This window comes from Streptomyces sp. SS8, assembly GCF_054072955.1.
In genome coordinates this window covers 95,566-112,592 of the sequence record NZ_JBSVCZ010000019.1, presented here as the reverse complement: position 1 = coordinate 112,592, position 17,027 = coordinate 95,566, and the positions used below count along the sequence as shown (strand labels likewise).

Genomic DNA, 17,027 nt, shown 5'->3' with positions numbered 1-17,027 from the left:
CGGTCGGTTATCGTCCGTTTCGGCAGTCTCCGGCCGCTGCCGGCCCGTTCGCCCTGGCCGGAGGGGCCGGCAGCGGCCGGAGCGGCGGTGCTCAGTCGCGGGAGCGGCGCCCGGGCCAGCGGTACGGGTGGCGTACGGCGATCGTCCCCACCTTGGTGCCGCCGCTGATCCGCAGCACCGGCATGCCGGGCACGGGCGGTTCGGTGGCCCGGTTGCGGACGGAGCCCATTCCGGAGGTGACCCCCTCGGTCCGCACCGTCCAGCCGCGCGGCACGACGACCTTTATCTCGCCCATCCCCGCGTCGAGCTCCAGAAGGACCTCGCGGTGGCGGCACTCCGCCCGCGTGAAGTCGAGCACGATCCGCCCCAGCGTGGTCTTGGCGGTGACCCGCTCCGGCACCACCCAGTGGCCGTCCTGCCGGATGTCCCCGGCGACCGTCCTGAGCGACAGCGGCTCCCGGTCGCTCGGGGCCAGGCCCTCGGCCTCCTGGCCGGGCAGGTCCGCGACCAGTGCCTCCAGATCGCCGTAGGTCTTGGCGGCGAAGGCCTTCTCCAGCCGCTCGTCCAGCTCCTCCAGGTCGATGCGGCCGTCGCCGGCGGCCTCGCGCAGCCGTTCGGCCACCGCCTCGCGGTCGGTGTGCCCGGCGCGCAGTTCCGAGCCGGGACGGGGGCGGGGCGCGGGGAGGTCGGTCATGCCCGCCATCTTAGGAGCGCCGCCCCGCCCGGCGGCACGGCGTCCTAGACTCGACGGCGATGAGCAGCCTCTTCGACGACAGCTTCCTGGCCGACCTCGAGCCCTCCGGGGACGAGGAGCCGCCGCCCCCGCCGGAGGAGGCGTCCGCGCCGCCGGAGGACGGTGTCCCCGACGACCTCTTCGCGGGCGCCTTCGGCGCGGGCGGGGCGCGCGACGCCTACTACGGCAACGGCGCGGCCCGTCCCGTCGTCGACCCGGCCGCCCTGCTGGAGGGGCTCAACGACCAGCAGCGCGCCGCCGTGGTGCACACCGGCTCGCCCCTGCTGATCGTCGCGGGCGCCGGATCCGGCAAGACGCGGGTGCTCACCCACCGCATCGCGCACCTGCTGGGCGCGCGCGGCGTCCACCCCGGGGAGATCCTCGCGATCACCTTCACCAACAAGGCCGCGGGCGAGATGAAGGAGCGCGTGGCGGAGCTGGTCGGCCCGCGCGCGCAGTCGATGTGGGTCTCCACCTTCCACAGCGCGTGCGTGCGCATCCTGCGGCGCGAGAGCAAGAAGCTCGGTTTCACCTCCAGCTTCTCGATCTACGACGCCGCCGACTCCCGCCGTCTGATGGCGCTGGTCTGCCGCGATCTGGAGCTGGACCCCAAGCGCTTCCCGCCCAAGTCGTTCAGCGCCCAGGTGTCGAACCTGAAGAACGAGCTGGTCGACGAGGAGGACTTCGCGGCGCGGGCAACTGGGGGCACCTCCCAGGCCGGAGGCTCTGGGGGAGGCTTCGAGAAGACGCTGGCCGAGGCGTACACGATGTACCAGGCGCGGCTGCGCGAGGCCAACGCCCTGGACTTCGACGACATCATCATGACGACCGTCCACCTGCTCCAGGCGTTCCCCGACGTCGCCGAGCACTACCGCCGCCGCTTCCGTCATGTACTGGTCGACGAGTACCAGGACACCAACCACGCCCAGTACACCCTGATCAGGGAGCTGGTGGGCGTGGACGGCGACGAGGGGGACACGGCCGGAGGCGGGCGCGCCGAGCTGTGCGTGGTCGGCGACGCCGACCAGTCGATCTACGCCTTCCGCGGCGCCACCATCCGCAACATCCTCCAGTTCGAGGAGGACTACCCGGACGCGACCACCATCCTGCTGGAGCAGAACTACCGCTCCACCCAGACCATCCTCTCGGCCGCCAACGCCGTCATCGAGCGGAACGAGAACCGCCGCCCGAAGAACCTGTGGACCGACGCCGGGGCGGGCTCGCGCATCACGGGCTACGTGGCCGACACCGAGCACGACGAGGCGCAGTTCGTCGCCGAGGAGATCGACCGGCTGACGGACGCGGGCGAGACGAAGGCGGGCGACGTCGCCGTCTTCTACCGCACCAACGCCCAGTCCCGTGTCTTCGAGGAGGTCTTCATCCGGGTCGGCCTGCCGTACAAGGTCGTCGGCGGAGTGCGCTTCTACGAGCGCAAGGAGGTCCGCGACGTCCTGGCGTACCTGCGGGTGCTGGCCAACCCCGAGGACGCGGTGCCGCTGCGCCGCATCCTCAACGTCCCCAAGCGCGGCATCGGCGACCGGGCCGAGGCGATGATCGAGGCGCTGGCGCTGCGCGAGAGGATCACCTTCCCGCAGGCGCTGCGCCGGGTCGACGAGGCGTACGGCATGGCGGCCCGCTCGGCCAACGCCGTCAAGCGCTTCAACGCGCTGATGGAGGACCTGCGCACGGTCGTGGAGTCCGGGGCCGGGCCGGCGACCGTGGTGGAGGCGGTGCTGGAGCGCACCGGATACCTGGCGGAGCTTCAGGCCTCCACCGATCCGCAGGACGAGACCCGGGTGGAGAACCTCCAGGAACTGGCCGCCGTGGCGCTGGAGTTCGAGCAGGAGCGCGGCGAGAACCCGGGCACGCTCGCGGAGTTCCTGGAGCAGGTGGCACTCGTCGCCGACTCCGACCAGATTCCGGACGAGGACACCGAGGGATCGGGCGTGGTGACGCTGATGACGCTGCACACCGCCAAGGGCCTGGAGTTCCCGGTCGTCTTCCTGACCGGGATGGAGGACGGCGTCTTCCCGCACATGCGGACCCTGGGCAAGACCAAGGAGCTGGAGGAGGAGCGGCGCCTGGCGTACGTCGGCATCACGCGGGCGCGCGAGCGGCTCTACCTCACGCGCTCGGCGATGCGCAGCGCATGGGGGCAGCCCGCGTACAACCCGCCCTCCCGCTTCCTGGAGGAGATCCCGGAGCAGTACCTGGAGTGGAAGCGCACGGGGCCGATGGCCGCGCCGGGCGCCGGGGCGAGGGGCGGGGCCGGGGGGCTGTCGTCGACGGCGTCCTCCCTCTCGTCGTCGCTGTCCTCGTCGTTCCCGTCCGGCCCGGCGGCCTCGCGGCGGCGCGGTCCGAGCGGCTTCGCCACGGGCCGGGCCAAGGACCGCCCGGCCGTCGCGCTGGAGGTCGGGGACCGGGTGACGCACGACAGCTTCGGGCTGGGCAGGGTCGTGGCCGTGAAGGGCAGCGGGGACAACGCGGAGGCGACGATCGACTTCGGCGGCGACAAGCCGAAGCGGCTGCTGCTGCGGTACGCCCCGGTGGAGAAGCTCTGAGGGAGCCCCGGGCGGGCCCCGGGCCCCGAGGGGTTCCGGGCCCGCGGCCCCGCACCGGCTCCGGGCCGGCCGCGGGCCCTCGGCCCCGGCTGACGGTGCCTTGGGTGCCGGCCCCGCGCCGGCCGGGGCGGGCGCGGCCGGGCGGAATCAGGTGGGGTCGAGCCCCTGGGCACGGAACCAGGGCAGCGGGTCGATGGCCGCGCCGCCGGCCGGCCGCACCTCGAAGTGCAGATGGGGACCGGTGGAGTTCCCGGAGTTGCCGGAGTAGGCGATGGTGTCGCCGGCCTTGACGTAGCCGGAGCGGATCCGGGTGCTGCTCAGATGGCAGTACCAGGTCTCGGTCCCGTCGGGCGCGGTCACTATCGCCATGTTGCCGTAGGCGCTGTTCCACTGGGTCCTGACCGTGCCGTCGGTGGCGGCCATGACCGGGGTGCCGTAGGAGACGGGGAAGTCCAGGCCCGTGTGCAGCGACATCCAGTTGATGCCTGCCTGCCCGTAGTACGCGCTGAGCCCCTGCTGGGCCACCGGGAGCGCGAACTTGGGGCGCATCGCCTCCTTGCGCGCAGCCTCGGCCACCTTGCGTTTGCGCTCGGCCTCCTGGCGTTCCTTGAGGTCGATGCGCTCCTGGGTGCGGCTGGCGCGGTCGGCGAAACCCTCGGCCTCGTCGGAGAGTCCGGCGAGCTGGGTGTCGAGCTTGCTGTTGGCAGCCCTGGACTTGACGGCGGAGACGGCGTCGGGGGCGGCCTGGGCGGTGGTGTCCTCGGCCTCGTCGCCGACACCGCTGACGGAGGCGGCGGCCACGGCGGTCACGCCCATGACGCAGACGGACGGCACGGCGACGGTGAGCAGCGCCGAGCGCTTCGGCCGCGCCGAGCGGCGGCGGCGCGAGCCGGCCGGACGTGCCGGCGGCCCGGACCTCCGCGAATCCTCCTCGTGCTCCTCCGGTCCGGCCGGGCCGGGGAGGTCGAGGGGGTCGGAGGTGCCGGGCCGCTCGGTGGAGTCGGTGGGTTCGGCGGACTCGGCGGGCTCGGCCGGTCCGTGGCCGGGTTCGGGTTCGGGCGCGGGGAAGGTGCCGGTTCCGTCCGCGTCGGCGGGGGAGTGGGCGCCGTACCCGGCGTATTCGCCGTACTGGTCGTACTCGCCGTATCCGGTGTCGGTGTGCTCGCCGTATCCGGTGTGCTCGCCGTACTGGTCGTACTCGCCGTTCTCGCCGTGGAACCGTCCGTCGCCGGCCCCGGGCTCCACCGTGGGGTAGGAGCCGGAGTCGTCCCAGGAGCCGGCGGGGTAGCCGTCGTAGGCGGCGTGCTGCCCGGTGTCCCCGCTCCAGGGGGTGTCGGGCTGGGCCGCCGGGCCGGTGTGGACACCCGTGCCGTAGCCGGTCTCCGCCCAGCCGTGGCCGCTGCCGTCCGGGGACTCGGCGGGCTGCGCCGGGGCGTGCGTCCAGGAGCCGGCGGGGTAGCCGTCGTAGGCGGCGTGCTGCCCGGTGTCCCCGGCCCATCCGTCGCCCGAGGAGAACCGCTGGTCGGCGGGGGACTGGGAGATGTCGCCCGGCATCGCCCCGAAGAGGGGGTCGCCGTCGCCGTACGCGGCGCCGAGGGCGTCGGAGGTGCCGGTGACGTAGCCGTACGGGGTGTCCTGCGAGCCCTGGTAGCCGTACGCGGACTGGTCGTACGGGGAGCCGTAGGGGCCGTACGAGGAGTCGGCGGGGGAATCGGCGGGGGTCGAGACTCCCGACAGGTGACGGTCGTTCACCACCAACTTCTCTTTCGCCTCGACGACAGGGGCGGAGCAGTGCGGCGACTGTACCCGGCGGTATGCGACGGCGACAATCTTCGGCAGGTTTCGGACGGCCGGGAAACGGGCATTCGGTCGCCTTTCGGTGGACTACGGATCAGTACTTGGCCACACGTTCGAAATAAGTTCGAATAAATTGGGCTCCGGAAGGCGCCGAATCGGCACCGGAGACCCGTGAATTCCCGTGCGGGGACGCGGAGATACGGATATGCGCAAAAATCCGCGGGAGGGCGTCCGGGAAGCGGCGGCGGAGAGGAGGGGCCCGGACCGGGGCCGGTCAGGCGGCCCCGGCGGATCCCCGCTCCGCCCGCCTCGCCCGTTCCCCGCGGTGCGGCGCTTCCGCGGCCAGCTCCCGCCGGATCCCGGCGGCGACCTCCCAGTGCGCCGGAAGCGTCAGATGCCCCAGGCCGCTCACGCGCACACTGCGGGAATCCAGGTCGGGGTGGTCGAGCCGGGCGGTCTCCACGGGGACCATGAGCTGGTCCAGGTCGCTCCAGAAGGCCACGAAGCGGGTGCGGCAGCCCGGCGCGGGACCGGCCAGTTCCTCGATCACATCGGAGTCCGGCCGGAGTTGGCGCACGATCGGATGGGCCGACATCAGCGGCGCCACCCGGGTGCCGGAGTGCGGGGTGCCGAGGGTCACCAGGGTGCGGACGCGGGCGTCGCCGCCCATCCGCTGGGCGTAGTGGCGGGCGATCAGGCCGCCCAGACTGTGCCCGACCACGTCGATGCGGCGGCTGCCGGTGCTCTCGCAGACCTCCTCGACGTACTCCGCCAGGCGCTCCGCGGCGCAGCGCACGTCGCAGGTCAGAGGGGAGTAGTTGAAGGCGCGGATGTCGCGCCAGCCGTTGCGCACCAGTGAGCGGCGCAGCAGGGTGAACACCGAGCGGTTGTCGACGAAGCCGTGCAGCAGCAGAACGGGAGGGCAGCCCCTCCCCTCACGGCTTCCCGTGTCGCCCGCGCCCTCCTTCCCCCGCCTGCCCCCGGGCGGGGACCCCGGGCACACCCGCTCGTCCTCCTCGCCCGCGCCTGTGGAGGGAGCCGGTGCGCACCGTTCCTGTGCCATGCCCGCGGGGTAGAGCAGGGTGCGGCTCGCCAGGGAGGCGGCCTCCAGCGCGGCGGCCCGCAGCTCGCGAGGTGCGAAGGGGATCAGGGACAGCGGCAGGGCGCCGAGGAACGAGGCGGACTGGAAGGGCAGCGCCCTGGTGACCCTCATGCCGTCGACCTCCTCCCGGTGGCACGCGCCGGGCATATATGGTCGTATGCCCCTTTGGGGGGCGGCTGATGCGGGGCGGACGCGGATCGCCGGAGCGCGGAGCCGCGGACCGCCCCGGAAGCCGCCGCGAACCCCGTGGGGAACCGGCCGTGGCGGCAGGCTTCCCGTGTGATTTCCCCCTCCCTCCTTACCGGGGAACTGCCGGGTGGGGGATGCTGGCGATAACGTTCGTTCACCGGGTAACCGCCCACTGACAGATGGTCGGGCGGGCCGGCCGGGCAGCAGTCGTTATGGGAGGCAGTGATGGGTGTGTCGGGTCCGATCCGCGTGGTGGTCGCCAAGCCGGGGCTCGACGGCCACGATCGCGGCGCCAAGGTGATCGCACGGGCGCTGCGCGATGCCGGTATGGAGGTCATCTACACCGGCCTGCACCAGACGCCCGAGCAGATCGTGGACACCGCGATCCAGGAGGACGCCGACGCGATCGGCCTGTCCATCCTCTCCGGCGCCCACAACACGCTCTTCGCCAAGGTCCTGGAGCTGCTGCGGGAGCGCGACGCGGCGGACATCAAGGTCTTCGGCGGCGGCATCATCCCCGAGGACGACATCCCGCCGCTCAAGGAGCAGGGGGTCGCAGAGATCTTCACCCCCGGGGCGCCCACCGGCGAGGTGGTGGAGTGGGTGCGCTCCCACGTGCGTTCCGTGGCCGCCTGACCCCGGCCGGAGCACGCGCGGCCCGCAGCAAGGGCGTACGGCCCCGGCGCACCGGGCCCGGCGCACGGGCCGCTCCCCGGGAGAGCGTGGCGGGGCGGGCGCGGCTCACACGCGTTCCGCGTCGGCCCGCCCCCGCGCGGGGCCGCCGCCCCCCGGCGGCTCGAGCTCCGCGAGCATCGTGGCGCGCAGGCGGAGCGTGGCCACCAGCCGCTGGAACGCCTCGGCCCAGTAGCCGCCCGCGCCCGGTGAGCCGTCCTCGGGCTCGTCCGGGACCGCGGCCAGCGGGGCGAGGCGGTCGGCCTCGCCCGGGTCCAGACAGCGCTCGGCCAGGCCCAGCACCCCGCTGAAGCTCCATGGATAACTGCCCGCGTCCCGGGCGATCTCCAGCGCGTCCACCACGGCCCGCCCCAGCGGCCCGGCCCAGGGAACCTCGCAGACGCCCAGCACCCGGAACGCCTCGGACAGGCCGTGGGCGGCTATGAACTCCGCCGCCCACCGAGCCCGCTCCGGGGCCGGCAGCAGCGCCAGCAGCTTCGCCGGGTCGCCCGGGGCCGCCGCCATCGGGGCGGACGGCCCGCGCAGCAGTGCCCGCGCCCACGCGGTGTCCCGCAGGCGCACGGCGGCCCGCGCCCAGGCGCCGTGCAGGTCCGCCTCCCAGCCGTCGGCGACGGGCAGCGCCGTGATCCGGTCGGGCGTACGGCCGCCCAGATGCTCCGGCCAGGTGTCCAGCGGCGCGGCCTCCACCACCTGCACCAGCCACCACGACCGCTCGCCGCGGCCCGGCGGCGCCCCGGGCACCACGCCGTCGCGCCGCATGCCCGGGTCGCACTCGTACGGCGCCTCGACCACGAGCCGGTCCGGCCGGCCGGTACGGTCCAGCGCGACGCAGGATCGGGCCCGGGCCGCCATCCGCGCCGCGAGCGCGGAGGAGGGCAGTGCCGACAGCAGTTCGGCGGCGGTGCTCCGGACGTTGCGGCTGCGGTCCGCCAGCGCACGCTCCAGGAACTCCTCGTCCTCCGGCGACAGGCCCTCGCGCAGCGAGTCCAGGAACATCAGCCGGTCCTCGGCCCGCTCCTCGGCCCAGGTGCCGGCCAGCAGCTCGCGGGCCGCCGCCGGATCACGGCGCCGCAGGGACAGCAGCAGCGCCGACCGCTCGGCGAACAGGCCCTCCTCCCACAACCGCCGTACGGCGCCGCCGTCCACGGTGTCCGAGCCCTGCGCGCCCCCCGCGGCGTCCGGGGGCGGAACGGGGCCGCGCCCGGGGCGGCCGCGCAGCGCGAACCGCCAGTCCGGATTGAGGCGCGCCAGCCACAGGGCCCGCGGTCCGCCCAGGGCGAGCGCACCCGCGCGCAGGTCCGTGCGCGCACGGGCCGCGTCCAGCAGGGCGGGCAGCTGCCGGGCCGGGGCACGGTAGCCGTGGGCGCACGCGGCGGCCAGCCACTGCGGCAGCAGTTCGGCGAGGTCGGGCACGGTGCCCCGGCGCCCGCCGCCCGTGCCGGGACGGTCGGCGAGGAGCAGGGACAGCCGCCGGGCGGCGGCCGGCGGCAGCGGCGGACGCGGGTCCCGCGGCGCCGGCTCCGGCCGGGGCGCGGCGGGGGCGGGCCGCAGCCCGGCCCTCCGCCGCACCGTCTCCACCGCGGCGGCGTCCAGCAGCGCCTCGACCGAGCCGCCGGGCGGTGTGCGCCGCTCCGCGCCCAGCAGCGCGGCGCCCACCAGCTCCCCCCAGCTCACCGCGCACCGCCCGGCACGTCCGGCGAGGTGAGCGGCACGGCGGCCGCCGCCTCCGGTCCCGGCACGGCCTCCGTCCCCGGGCTCGGCCAGACGGTGTACGGGACGAAACCCCGGTGGCCGCACTCGCCGAACACCGTGACCGGCTCACCGCCCGAGACGGCGGCGAGCCGCCACATCCGGGAGCGCACCCCCGCCGCCTTTGCCACCGGCAGCGCGGAGCCGCCCTCGTCGGCCAGCTGCCAGCCCTCCCCGGCCGGCACGGGCACCACGCCGGCCAGGACCGCCGGCCAGCCCTCCAGCCAGGGGTCGCCGCACAGCGCGGCGCCGTAGGAGGCCAGCGCGTCGTGCACGCCGGCCCCCGGCGGCCGACCGCCCGGCCCGGGCTCCGCGTACCGCTCACCGAGAGCGGCGCGCAGCGCCGGGGCGCCGGGGTAGTAGGCGAGACCGGCGTCCACCGAGCCCCCCACCGGCAGCGGCGGCTCCGGCAGCCCGCCGGCGGCGAACGACAGCACCAGTGCCGTGCGCCCGGTCCGCCGCCCGTACAGCCAGACCCGGCGGGCCGCGACCCTCCCCTCCTCGGTGTCGTGCCGGCCCAGCACCAGCCAGTGGTCGCGCACCACCGCGTCGCGGCCGGCCAGCACCTCGGCCGCCCGGGTGGTGATACCCACCCGGGAGCGCACGGTCGCGGCCAGCGGCTCCGGCAGCCCGCCGATGTTCGTGAACCCCCGGCCCAGCAGGTGCAGCAGGGCGCACTCCTCCAGCATCCGGGACGGCCAGCCGGGGCCCGAGCCGGGGACGGTCCCCAGCTCCCGCACCCGGGCGGCCAGCCCGGGCGCCTGGGCGTCCACCATGCGGGCGGCCGTCTCCTCCCAGACGTCGCTGCCCGCCTCCCCCGCCGACCGCTCCAGGTCCGCCAGACCGCCGCGCAGCAGGTCCGCCAGCCGGTGCTCCAGCTCGGCGGTGCCCGCCGCGATCCGCCCGGCCCGACGCTCGGCGCGCCGCCGCGCCGCCTCCGGGCCGGCGGAGGCCGCCGCCCGCTCCCCGGCGCGGGCGGCGGCCTCCCCTCTTGCCCCGGCTTCTCCGGGCTCCCCGGCACACGGCCGGGGAGCCCCCGCTCCCGCGGGAGCGGGGTCAGACGCCGGCGCCTGCCCCCGCTCCGCAGGCCGCCGCGATCCCCCTGTGCTCATGTGCCCCTCGCTCTCCCCGTACGGACGCGTGGTTGTCGTCGCCACCGATGCCGCAGTTCTCACCGACCGGAAACACAAGCTCGCTCTCTGTGCGGTGAACCATGTGGACGACCGTACGAGCCGCCACTGACAATCCGCCTCCGAGCGCCTCCGGCCGCTTCCGGCCGTCTCCGGCCGTCTCCGGCCGTCTCCGGTCGTCCCCGGGCGGCGTCCGGACGGGCCGGGGAGGGCGGCCGCGGGATCGCCGCGGGGATTGTCAGTGGGCCCGTGCATCGTGGGACCGACACGCGAAAGCCGCATGCGAGGGGGAAACGTGACCGCCACCAGCGCACCGGCCGCTCTGCGGCCCCACGCCGAGGAGGCCTTCGCCGGGGAGCTGGGCGCCCTGGCCGCGGCGGACGACCGGCCGCGCCCCGAGCGGTGGAGGCTGTCGCCGTGGGCCGTCGCCACCTACCTGCTCGGCGGCACCCTGCCGGACGGCACGGTCATCAGCCCCAAGTACGTCGGCCCGCGCCGGATCGTGGAGGTGGCCGTCGCCACGCTGGCCACCGACCGGGCTTTGCTGCTGCTCGGGGTGCCCGGCACCGCCAAGACCTGGATGTCGGAGCATCTGGCGGCGGCCGTCAGCGGTGACTCCACGCTGCTGGTCCAGGGCACGGCGGGCACCGCCGAGGAGGCGGTCCGCTACGGCTGGAACTACGCGCGGCTGCTGGCCGAGGGACCCAGCCGCGGGGCCCTGGTGCCCAGCCCCGTCATGCGGGCCATGTCCGGCGGCGCGGTCGCGCGGGTCGAGGAGCTGACCCGTATGCCGGCCGATGTGCAGGACACCCTGATCACGATCCTGTCGGAGAAGACGCTGCCGGTACCGGAGCTGGGCGAGGAGGTCCAGGCCGTCCGCGGCTTCAACCTGATCGCCACGGCCAACGACCGCGACAGGGGCGTCAACGAGCTGTCCAGCGCGCTGCGCCGCCGCTTCAACACCGTCGTCCTGCCGCTGCCCGGGACGCCCGAGGAGGAGGTGGACATCGTGGCCCGGCGCGTGGAGCAGATAGGGCGCTCCCTGGACCTGCCGGCCGTCCCCGAGGGCGTCGACGAGATCCGGCGGGTGGTCACCGTCTTCCGAGAGCTGCGCGACGGCGTCACCATCGACGGCCGCACCAGGGTCAAGTCGCCGTCGGGCACGCTGTCGACGGCCGAGGCCATCTCGGTGGTCACCGGAGGGCTGGCCCTGGCCGCCCACTTCGGCGACGGGGTGCTGCGCGCGGACGACGTGGCCGCGGGCGTCCTCGGCGCGGTCGTCCGCGACCCGGCCGCCGACCGGGTGGTGTGGCGGGAGTACCTGGAGGCGGTCGTCCGGGAGAGGGAGGGCTGGAAGGACTTCTACCGGGCCTGCCGGGAGGCGGGCGCATGAGCGTGCCCGGCACCGGGGCGGCGGTCGCCGCCCCGGGCGGAATCGCGGGTGCGGCGGGTGCCGCGCCGCCGCCGGGGCCGCTGCTGCTGGGCGTGCGCCACCACGGCCCCGGCTCGGCGCGGGCCGTCCTGGCGGCGCTGGAGGCCCACCGTCCGGCGGTGCTGCTGGTGGAGGGACCGCCGGAGGCCGACGCGGTGGCGGGGCTCGCGGCGCACGAGGAGATGCGCCCGCCGGTCGCGCTGCTGGCCCATGCGGTGGACGACCCGGGCCGCGCCGCGTTCTGGCCGCTGGCCGGGTTCTCCCCGGAGTGGGTCGCCCTCCGCTGGGCGCTGGAGCACGGGGTGCCGGTGCGGTTCTTCGACCTGCCCGCGGCCCACACCCTGGCCCTCGGGGACGAGGGCGGGGAGCGGAAGGAGGACGGGCCGGCCGGGGAGCCGCGCCTGGACCCGCTGCGGGTGCTCGCCGAGGCGGCCGGCCACGACGACCCCGAGCGCTGGTGGGAGGACGTCGTCGAGCACCGCGGTGTGCGGCCGGCCCGTACCGCCGGGGCCCGCCCCGCCGATCCGTACGCGCCCTTCACCGCCCTCGCCGACGCCATGACCGCCCTGCGCCAGGCCCGCGAGGGCGCCCCCGGCGCTCCCGCGGGCGCCTCCTTCGGAGGCGCGGGCCACCGGCGCGACGCGGTGCGCGAGGCCCATATGCGGCTGCGGCTGCGGGAGGCGTGCGGTCGGTTCGGCGGCGACCGGGTCGCCGTGGTCTGCGGCGCCTGGCACGTACCGGCCCTCGCCGCGAGGACGACCGTCACCGCCGACCGGCGGCTGCTGAAGGGCCTGCCGAAGGTGCGGACGGAGATCACCTGGGTGCCGTGGACCAACGAGCGGCTGGCCCGGCGCAGCGGCTACGGCGCGGGGATCACCTCGCCCGGCTGGTACGGCCATCTGTTCGCCGCGCCCGACCGGCCCGTCGAACGGTGGATGACCGAGGCCGCCCGGCTGCTGCGCGAGGAGGGCCGCATCGGGGCTCCGGCGCACTCGAAACCCCCGGCGTCCCCACCGTCCCCGGTGTCCTCGGTGTCCGTGGCGCACGTCATCGAGGCGGTACGGCTCGCCGACACCCTGGCGGCCCTGCGCGGACGCCCGCTGCCGGGGCTCGCCGAGACGCTCGACGCGGTGCGGGCCGTGCTGTGCGAGGGCTCGGACGTGCCGCTCGCCCTCGTCCACGACCGGCTGGTCGTCGGGGACGCGCTCGGCACGGTGCCGCCGGAGGCTCCCGCCGTTCCGCTCCAGCGCGACCTCGCCCGCCTGCAGAGGTCGCTGCGCCTGGGACCCGAGGCGCGCGAGCGCGAACTCGAGCTCGATCTGCGGGAGGAGAACGCCGCGGCGCGCAGCAGGCTGCTGCACCGGCTGCGGCTGCTCGGCGTCGACTGGGGCGAACCGGTGCGCGGCCGAGCCGGCGGCACGGGCACCTTCCGCGAGACCTGGCGGCTGCGCTGGCGGCCGGAGCTGTCGGTGCGGATCGCCGAGGCCGGGGTGTGGGGCACCACCGTGGCCGCCGCGGCCGGCGCCCGGGCCGAGGCGCTGGCCCGCGACGCCGCCTCGCTGGCCGAGACCACCGAGCTGGCCGAACGCTGCCTGCTCGCCGGGCTGGGCGGGGCCCTGCCCGCGGTGATGCGCGCTCTCGCCGACCGCGCCGCCCTCGACACCGACGTCGGCCGCCTGGCCCGGGCCCTGCCCGCGCTGGTGCGCTCCGCGCGCTACGGCGACGTGCGCGGCACGGACGCCGCCGCGCTGCGCGAGGTCGCCGAGGGGATCGCCGAGCGGGTGTGCGTCGGCCTGCCGCCCGCCTGCGCGGGCCTCGGCGCCGCCGCCGCGGCCGAGATGCGCGGCCATCTGGACGCCGCCCACCGGGCGGTCGTCCTGCTGGCGGGGGAGGGGCTGCTCACGCGCTGGCGGTCGGTGCTGCGCACCCTCGCCGGGCGCGACCGGCCCCCGGCGGTCCCGGGGCTGCTCCGGGGCCGCTGCGTCCGGCTGCTGCTGGACGACGGGCGGCTCCCGGAGGAGGAGGCGGCCGGGCTGATGGGCCTGGCGCTCTCGCCGGGCGTCCCGCCACCGGACGCGGCCGGATGGATCGAGGGGTTCCTGGCGGACGGCGGCATGCTGCTCGTCCACGACGAGCGGCTGCTGGCCCTGGTGGACGACTGGCTCACGGGGATACCGGGGGAGGCGTTCACCGGCGTACTGCCGCTGCTGCGGCGGACGTTCGCCGCGCACGGGCCGGGGGTGCGGCGCACCGTCGGCGAACTGGTCCGGCGCGGTACGCGGGCGCCGGGCGGCGCGGCGGTATGGGAGGCCGTCCCCGGTTTCGGGGAGGAGCCGGACCAGGAGCGGGCCGGCGCCGTACTGCCCACCCTGCGGCTGCTGCTGGGGGATCGGGCGGAGGGCGCCGGGCGGGGCGGCGCGGAGGGGGAGGAGGCGACCGCACGGTGAACGAACCGGCCACGGCGGCGGACACGGCCACGGGTACGGCCACGGGCACGGCCACGACGGCGGACGCGGCGGCCGGCGGTACGGACGGGCGGGACGACGGCGAGCGGCTGCGGCGCTGGCGGCTGGTCCTGGGCGGCGGTGGGGAGCCCGACGGCACCGGCCGCGCCCTGACCGGCCGGGACGCGGCCATGGACCGCGCTCTCACCGCCCTCTACGGGGACGAGGAGGACGGCGGCGCCCGGCCGGGGCCGAGGTCCGCGGGGCTGGGCGCCTCGGCACCGGGCGTGGCCCGCTGGCTGGGCGACGTCCGGGACTGCTTCCCGGCCTCCGTCGTCCAGGTGATGCAGCGGGACGCCGTCGACCGGCTGGGCCTGTCGGCCCTGCTGACCGAACCGGAGCTGCTGGAGGCCGTCGAGGCGGACGTCCACCTCGCCGGCACACTGCTCTCCCTGGGCAGGGCGATGCCCGAGGAGAGCCGGGAGGCCGCCCGCGCGGTCGTCCGCAAGGTCGTCGGGGAGCTGGAGCGCCGGCTCGCGGCCCGCACCAGGGCGACGCTGTCGGGTGCTGCGGACCGGTCGGCGAAGGTGCGCCGCCCCCGCCACCGGGACATCGACTGGAACCGCACCGTCCGGGCCAACCTGGGGAACTACCTGCCCGAGTACCGCACGGTCGTGCCCGAGCGGCTGGTCGGCCACGGCCGCGCCTCCCGGGCGGTGCGCAAGGACGTCGTCCTGTGCGTCGACCAGTCCGGCTCGATGGCCGCTTCGGTCGTCCACGCCTCCGTCTTCGGGGCCGTGCTCGCCTCGATGCGGTCGGTCTCCACCCGGCTGGTCGTCTTCGACACCTCCGTCGTGGACCTCACCGACCTGCTCGACGACCCCGTCGACGTCCTGTTCGGCACCAGGCTCGGCGGCGGCACCGACATCAACCGCGCGCTCGCCTACTGCCAGTCGCGTATCACCCGGCCCGCCGAGACCGTCCTCGTCCTCATCAGCGACCTCCACGAGGGCGGCATCCGCGGCGAGATGCTCAAGCGGGTCGCCGCGATGACGAGCGCGGGCGTGCGGTTCGTGACGCTCCTGGCGCTCTCGGACGAGGGCGCCCCCGCCTACGACCGGGAGCACGCCGCGGCGCTGGCCGCGCTCGGCACGCCCGCCTTCGCCTGCACCCCCGACCACTTTCCGGAGGTGATGGCGGCGGCGATCGAGGAGCGCCCCCTGCCGATACCGGGGGAGTGACCGAGCGGGGAATTTCGTGGTCCTCCCGTGACGGAATCGAGGGGAATCCGCGGACAGGCACGCGACGGGAGGACCGTCCGCTCCGGGAAAGCGATTCCCCGGCCTTTTCGGGCCCTTCCGTTCCGCGGCGGGCGTCAGGGTCGAAAGCGGCGGCCGGCGCGGCCGGGACGAAGTCCCGCACCGCACCCGTAGAACTTTCACACGGTGGGCGGGCGGTGATTCCCCCATGTCGCCGTCGCTTGACATGTCCGGAATGCCTTATCCGGCGCGGTGGGCGGAATGTCCTGGTGTATCCTGCGGAAACCGTGATCCGTGCGGCGCATTCTCTCCGTTTCATGGAGGACGTGAAACCGTCCGGTGGCCGAAAAGGTACGTCGATCGCCCGGTCGGAGATGCTGTGCGGCAAGAGATTCCGGAGGGATTGGCCAGGTCAGCCGATCGCGTGTTTTCATCGTCCGCACCACGGCGGTCATATGAACGGTGACCGGTTTTCGGCTGCCGGACCGTCATGGGGGTGGCCGGGTCGCGTTTTCCGCCGGCCCGCCCCACGCCACCCGGAAACTCCTCCGCGAACGAAGGGAAAACACGCCATGCGCGAGCACCTCGAGACCCGCGAGATCGACGACGCCGAGCTGGACGGCGTCTCCGGCGGCGTCGTCAGCATCTCCGGCGGCGTGGCCGGCGCCGTCCTCAGCGACGTCTCCGGCGTCGTGGGCGCCGTGTCCTCCCTCAACACCGTCCAGGCCGCGACCGGCGTCGCCGGCTCGCTCCCGGGCAGCGTCTCCGGCGTCACCGGCGTCCAGACCGAGGCCAACATCGCCGGTCTCTGACAGCGGCGTCCGCACGGGCCGCCGGCCCGTGCGCCGTGAGGCCCCGCAGGTGCGCGTACGCGCCGTGAGGCCGCACCGAACCCCGGAGCTCCCCCTGGTTCCGGGGTTCACGGCTGTCCGCCCGGGCCCCGCCGGAGGCGCCCCGCGCCACCACCCCGCGCCGCCGTCCGCCCGCGTCCGCGCCCCGGCCCGCCCCGTGTGCCGGGGCTACCGCGGTACCCGCCCCCGAGGAACGCAGTCGAAGGAGGCAGCCCGTGCAGTTCCGGAAGAAGGCGCTCTCCAAGCTGCAGTCGCCGGAGGAACTCGACCTGCCCGTGCGCTTCGCGCGCCCCCAGGGCCGGCTCGCCCTGGCCGTCACGGTCGTGGTCATGGCCGTCGCCGGCCTGTGGGCCGTCAACGGCTCGGTGTCCGCCAAACTGGACGCCCCCGGCCTCCTCGCCCGCCCCGGAGGCAGTTACACGCTGCAGAGCCCGGTCTCCGGCCAGATCACCGAGGTCCTCGCCGAGGAGGGCGAACTGCTGCGCCCGGACGCGCCCCTGCTCAGGGTCCGCACGGCACAGGGCGACCGGGCCGTACGCGCGGTGGCCGGCGGCCGGCTGACGGCCCTGGTCGCCGGAGTGGGCTCGGTCGTCAGGACCGGCGCGGACGTGGCGACCGTGGAACGCGTGGACGACCCGGACGACCCGCTGGTGGCCGTGCTGTACGTCCCCGGCGACAGCGGTGCGGCGGTCACCGAGGGCGCCCGGGTCGAGCTTGAGGTCCAGTCCGCCCCCCAGGAGGAGTTCGGCGTACTGCGCGGCCGGGTCGGGCAGGTGGGGCGGGCGCCCCAGACGGAGCGGCGGATCGCCGCCTTCCTGGGTGACGCCGAACTCGCCGCCCGGTTCGCCCGGCAGGGCAGCCCGGTGGCGGTGCTGGTGGAGCTGGAGCCCTCCTCCACCACCGGCTCCGGCTACCTCTGGTCCTCGGGCGACGGCCCACCGCACGCCCTCGAATCCAGGACACCGGTCACCGGCGCCATCCGCCTTCCGGCGCAGCGCCCCGTCGATTGGCTCCTCCCTTGACCGCCCCGCACGAACCGGCCCCGGCCGCACACGAGCCCGCCCCGTCCGCACCGGCGGCACAACAG

At 75.7% G+C, this 17,027-nt stretch carries 12 protein-coding genes; 7 read left to right on the top strand and 5 right to left on the bottom strand.

Going from position 1 to position 17,027, the window contains the following annotated elements; all coding sequences use genetic code 11:
* Positions 1 to 91: 91 nt before the first annotated feature.
* Entirely contained in the window at positions 92 to 694 is a 603-nt protein-coding gene (locus ACW69E_RS18960) for a DUF1707 SHOCT-like domain-containing protein (protein ID WP_457499451.1), read from the bottom strand.
* Positions 695 to 753: 59 nt separating this feature from the next.
* Here ACW69E_RS18960 and pcrA point away from each other — a divergent pair, with 59 nt between their 5' ends.
* Positions 754 to 3,294 carry a DNA helicase PcrA gene (gene pcrA, locus ACW69E_RS18955; RefSeq protein ID WP_457499450.1) on the top strand — a complete coding sequence of 847 codons (2,541 nt, stop codon included), beginning with the start codon at positions 754 to 756 and terminating at the stop codon, positions 3,292 to 3,294.
* 147 nt (positions 3,295 to 3,441) lie between these two features.
* On the opposite strand, the gene ACW69E_RS18950 is transcribed toward pcrA, so the two are convergent.
* Both ACW69E_RS18950 and ACW69E_RS18945 read right to left on the bottom strand, forming a co-directional pair.
* Positions 3,442 to 5,046: a peptidoglycan DD-metalloendopeptidase family protein gene (locus tag ACW69E_RS18950; RefSeq protein ID WP_457499449.1), complete on the bottom strand. Its 1,605-nt coding sequence runs from the start codon at positions 5,044 to 5,046 to the stop codon at positions 3,442 to 3,444.
* Positions 5,047 to 5,365: 319 nt separating this feature from the next.
* Positions 5,366 to 6,304: an esterase/lipase family protein gene (locus tag ACW69E_RS18945; protein ID WP_457499448.1), complete on the bottom strand. Its 939-nt coding sequence runs from the start codon at positions 6,302 to 6,304 to the stop codon at positions 5,366 to 5,368.
* A 303-nt stretch (positions 6,305 to 6,607) separates the two neighbouring features.
* Between ACW69E_RS18945 and ACW69E_RS18940 the strand changes: the two genes are divergently transcribed.
* Complete coding sequence (locus ACW69E_RS18940; RefSeq protein WP_237880616.1) at positions 6,608 to 7,018, top strand: cobalamin B12-binding domain-containing protein; 411 nt, start codon at positions 6,608 to 6,610, stop codon at positions 7,016 to 7,018.
* A gap of 105 nt (positions 7,019 to 7,123) precedes the next feature.
* Here the strand turns inward: ACW69E_RS18940 and ACW69E_RS18935 are convergent, their stop codons facing one another.
* A complete protein-coding gene (locus ACW69E_RS18935; RefSeq protein WP_457499447.1) occupies positions 7,124 to 8,749 on the bottom strand; it encodes a DUF5691 domain-containing protein in 1,626 nt (541 codons plus the stop codon).
* Positions 8,746 to 9,936: a hypothetical protein gene (locus tag ACW69E_RS18930; protein WP_457499446.1), complete on the bottom strand. Its 1,191-nt coding sequence runs from the start codon at positions 9,934 to 9,936 to the stop codon at positions 8,746 to 8,748. Before ACW69E_RS18930 ends, ACW69E_RS18935 begins: the two co-directional genes overlap by 4 nt.
* A 298-nt stretch (positions 9,937 to 10,234) precedes the next feature.
* Here ACW69E_RS18930 and ACW69E_RS18925 point away from each other — a divergent pair, with 298 nt between their 5' ends.
* The 5 genes from ACW69E_RS18925 (at position 10,235) to ACW69E_RS18905 (ending at position 16,962) form a co-directional block, all read left to right on the top strand.
* A complete protein-coding gene (locus ACW69E_RS18925) occupies positions 10,235 to 11,347 on the top strand; it encodes an ATP-binding protein (RefSeq protein ID WP_457499445.1) in 1,113 nt (370 codons plus the stop codon).
* Positions 11,344 to 13,833, top strand: coding sequence for a DUF5682 family protein (locus ACW69E_RS18920; protein WP_457499444.1), 2,490 nt, complete (start codon positions 11,344 to 11,346; stop codon positions 13,831 to 13,833). The genes ACW69E_RS18925 and ACW69E_RS18920 overlap by 4 nt, the downstream gene beginning before the upstream one ends.
* A complete protein-coding gene (locus ACW69E_RS18915; RefSeq protein ID WP_457499443.1) occupies positions 13,830 to 15,071 on the top strand; it encodes a VWA domain-containing protein in 1,242 nt (413 codons plus the stop codon). The genes ACW69E_RS18920 and ACW69E_RS18915 overlap by 4 nt, the downstream gene beginning before the upstream one ends.
* Before the next feature lie 590 nt (positions 15,072 to 15,661).
* The gene (locus tag ACW69E_RS18910; RefSeq protein WP_457499442.1) at positions 15,662 to 15,901 is read left to right on the top strand and encodes a hypothetical protein; all 240 of its coding nucleotides are present in this window, start codon (positions 15,662 to 15,664) and stop codon (positions 15,899 to 15,901) included.
* Between the two features lie 254 nt (positions 15,902 to 16,155).
* Positions 16,156 to 16,962, top strand: coding sequence for an HlyD family efflux transporter periplasmic adaptor subunit (locus ACW69E_RS18905; RefSeq protein WP_457499441.1), 807 nt, complete (start codon positions 16,156 to 16,158; stop codon positions 16,960 to 16,962).
* Positions 16,963 to 17,027 lie beyond the last annotated feature (65 nt).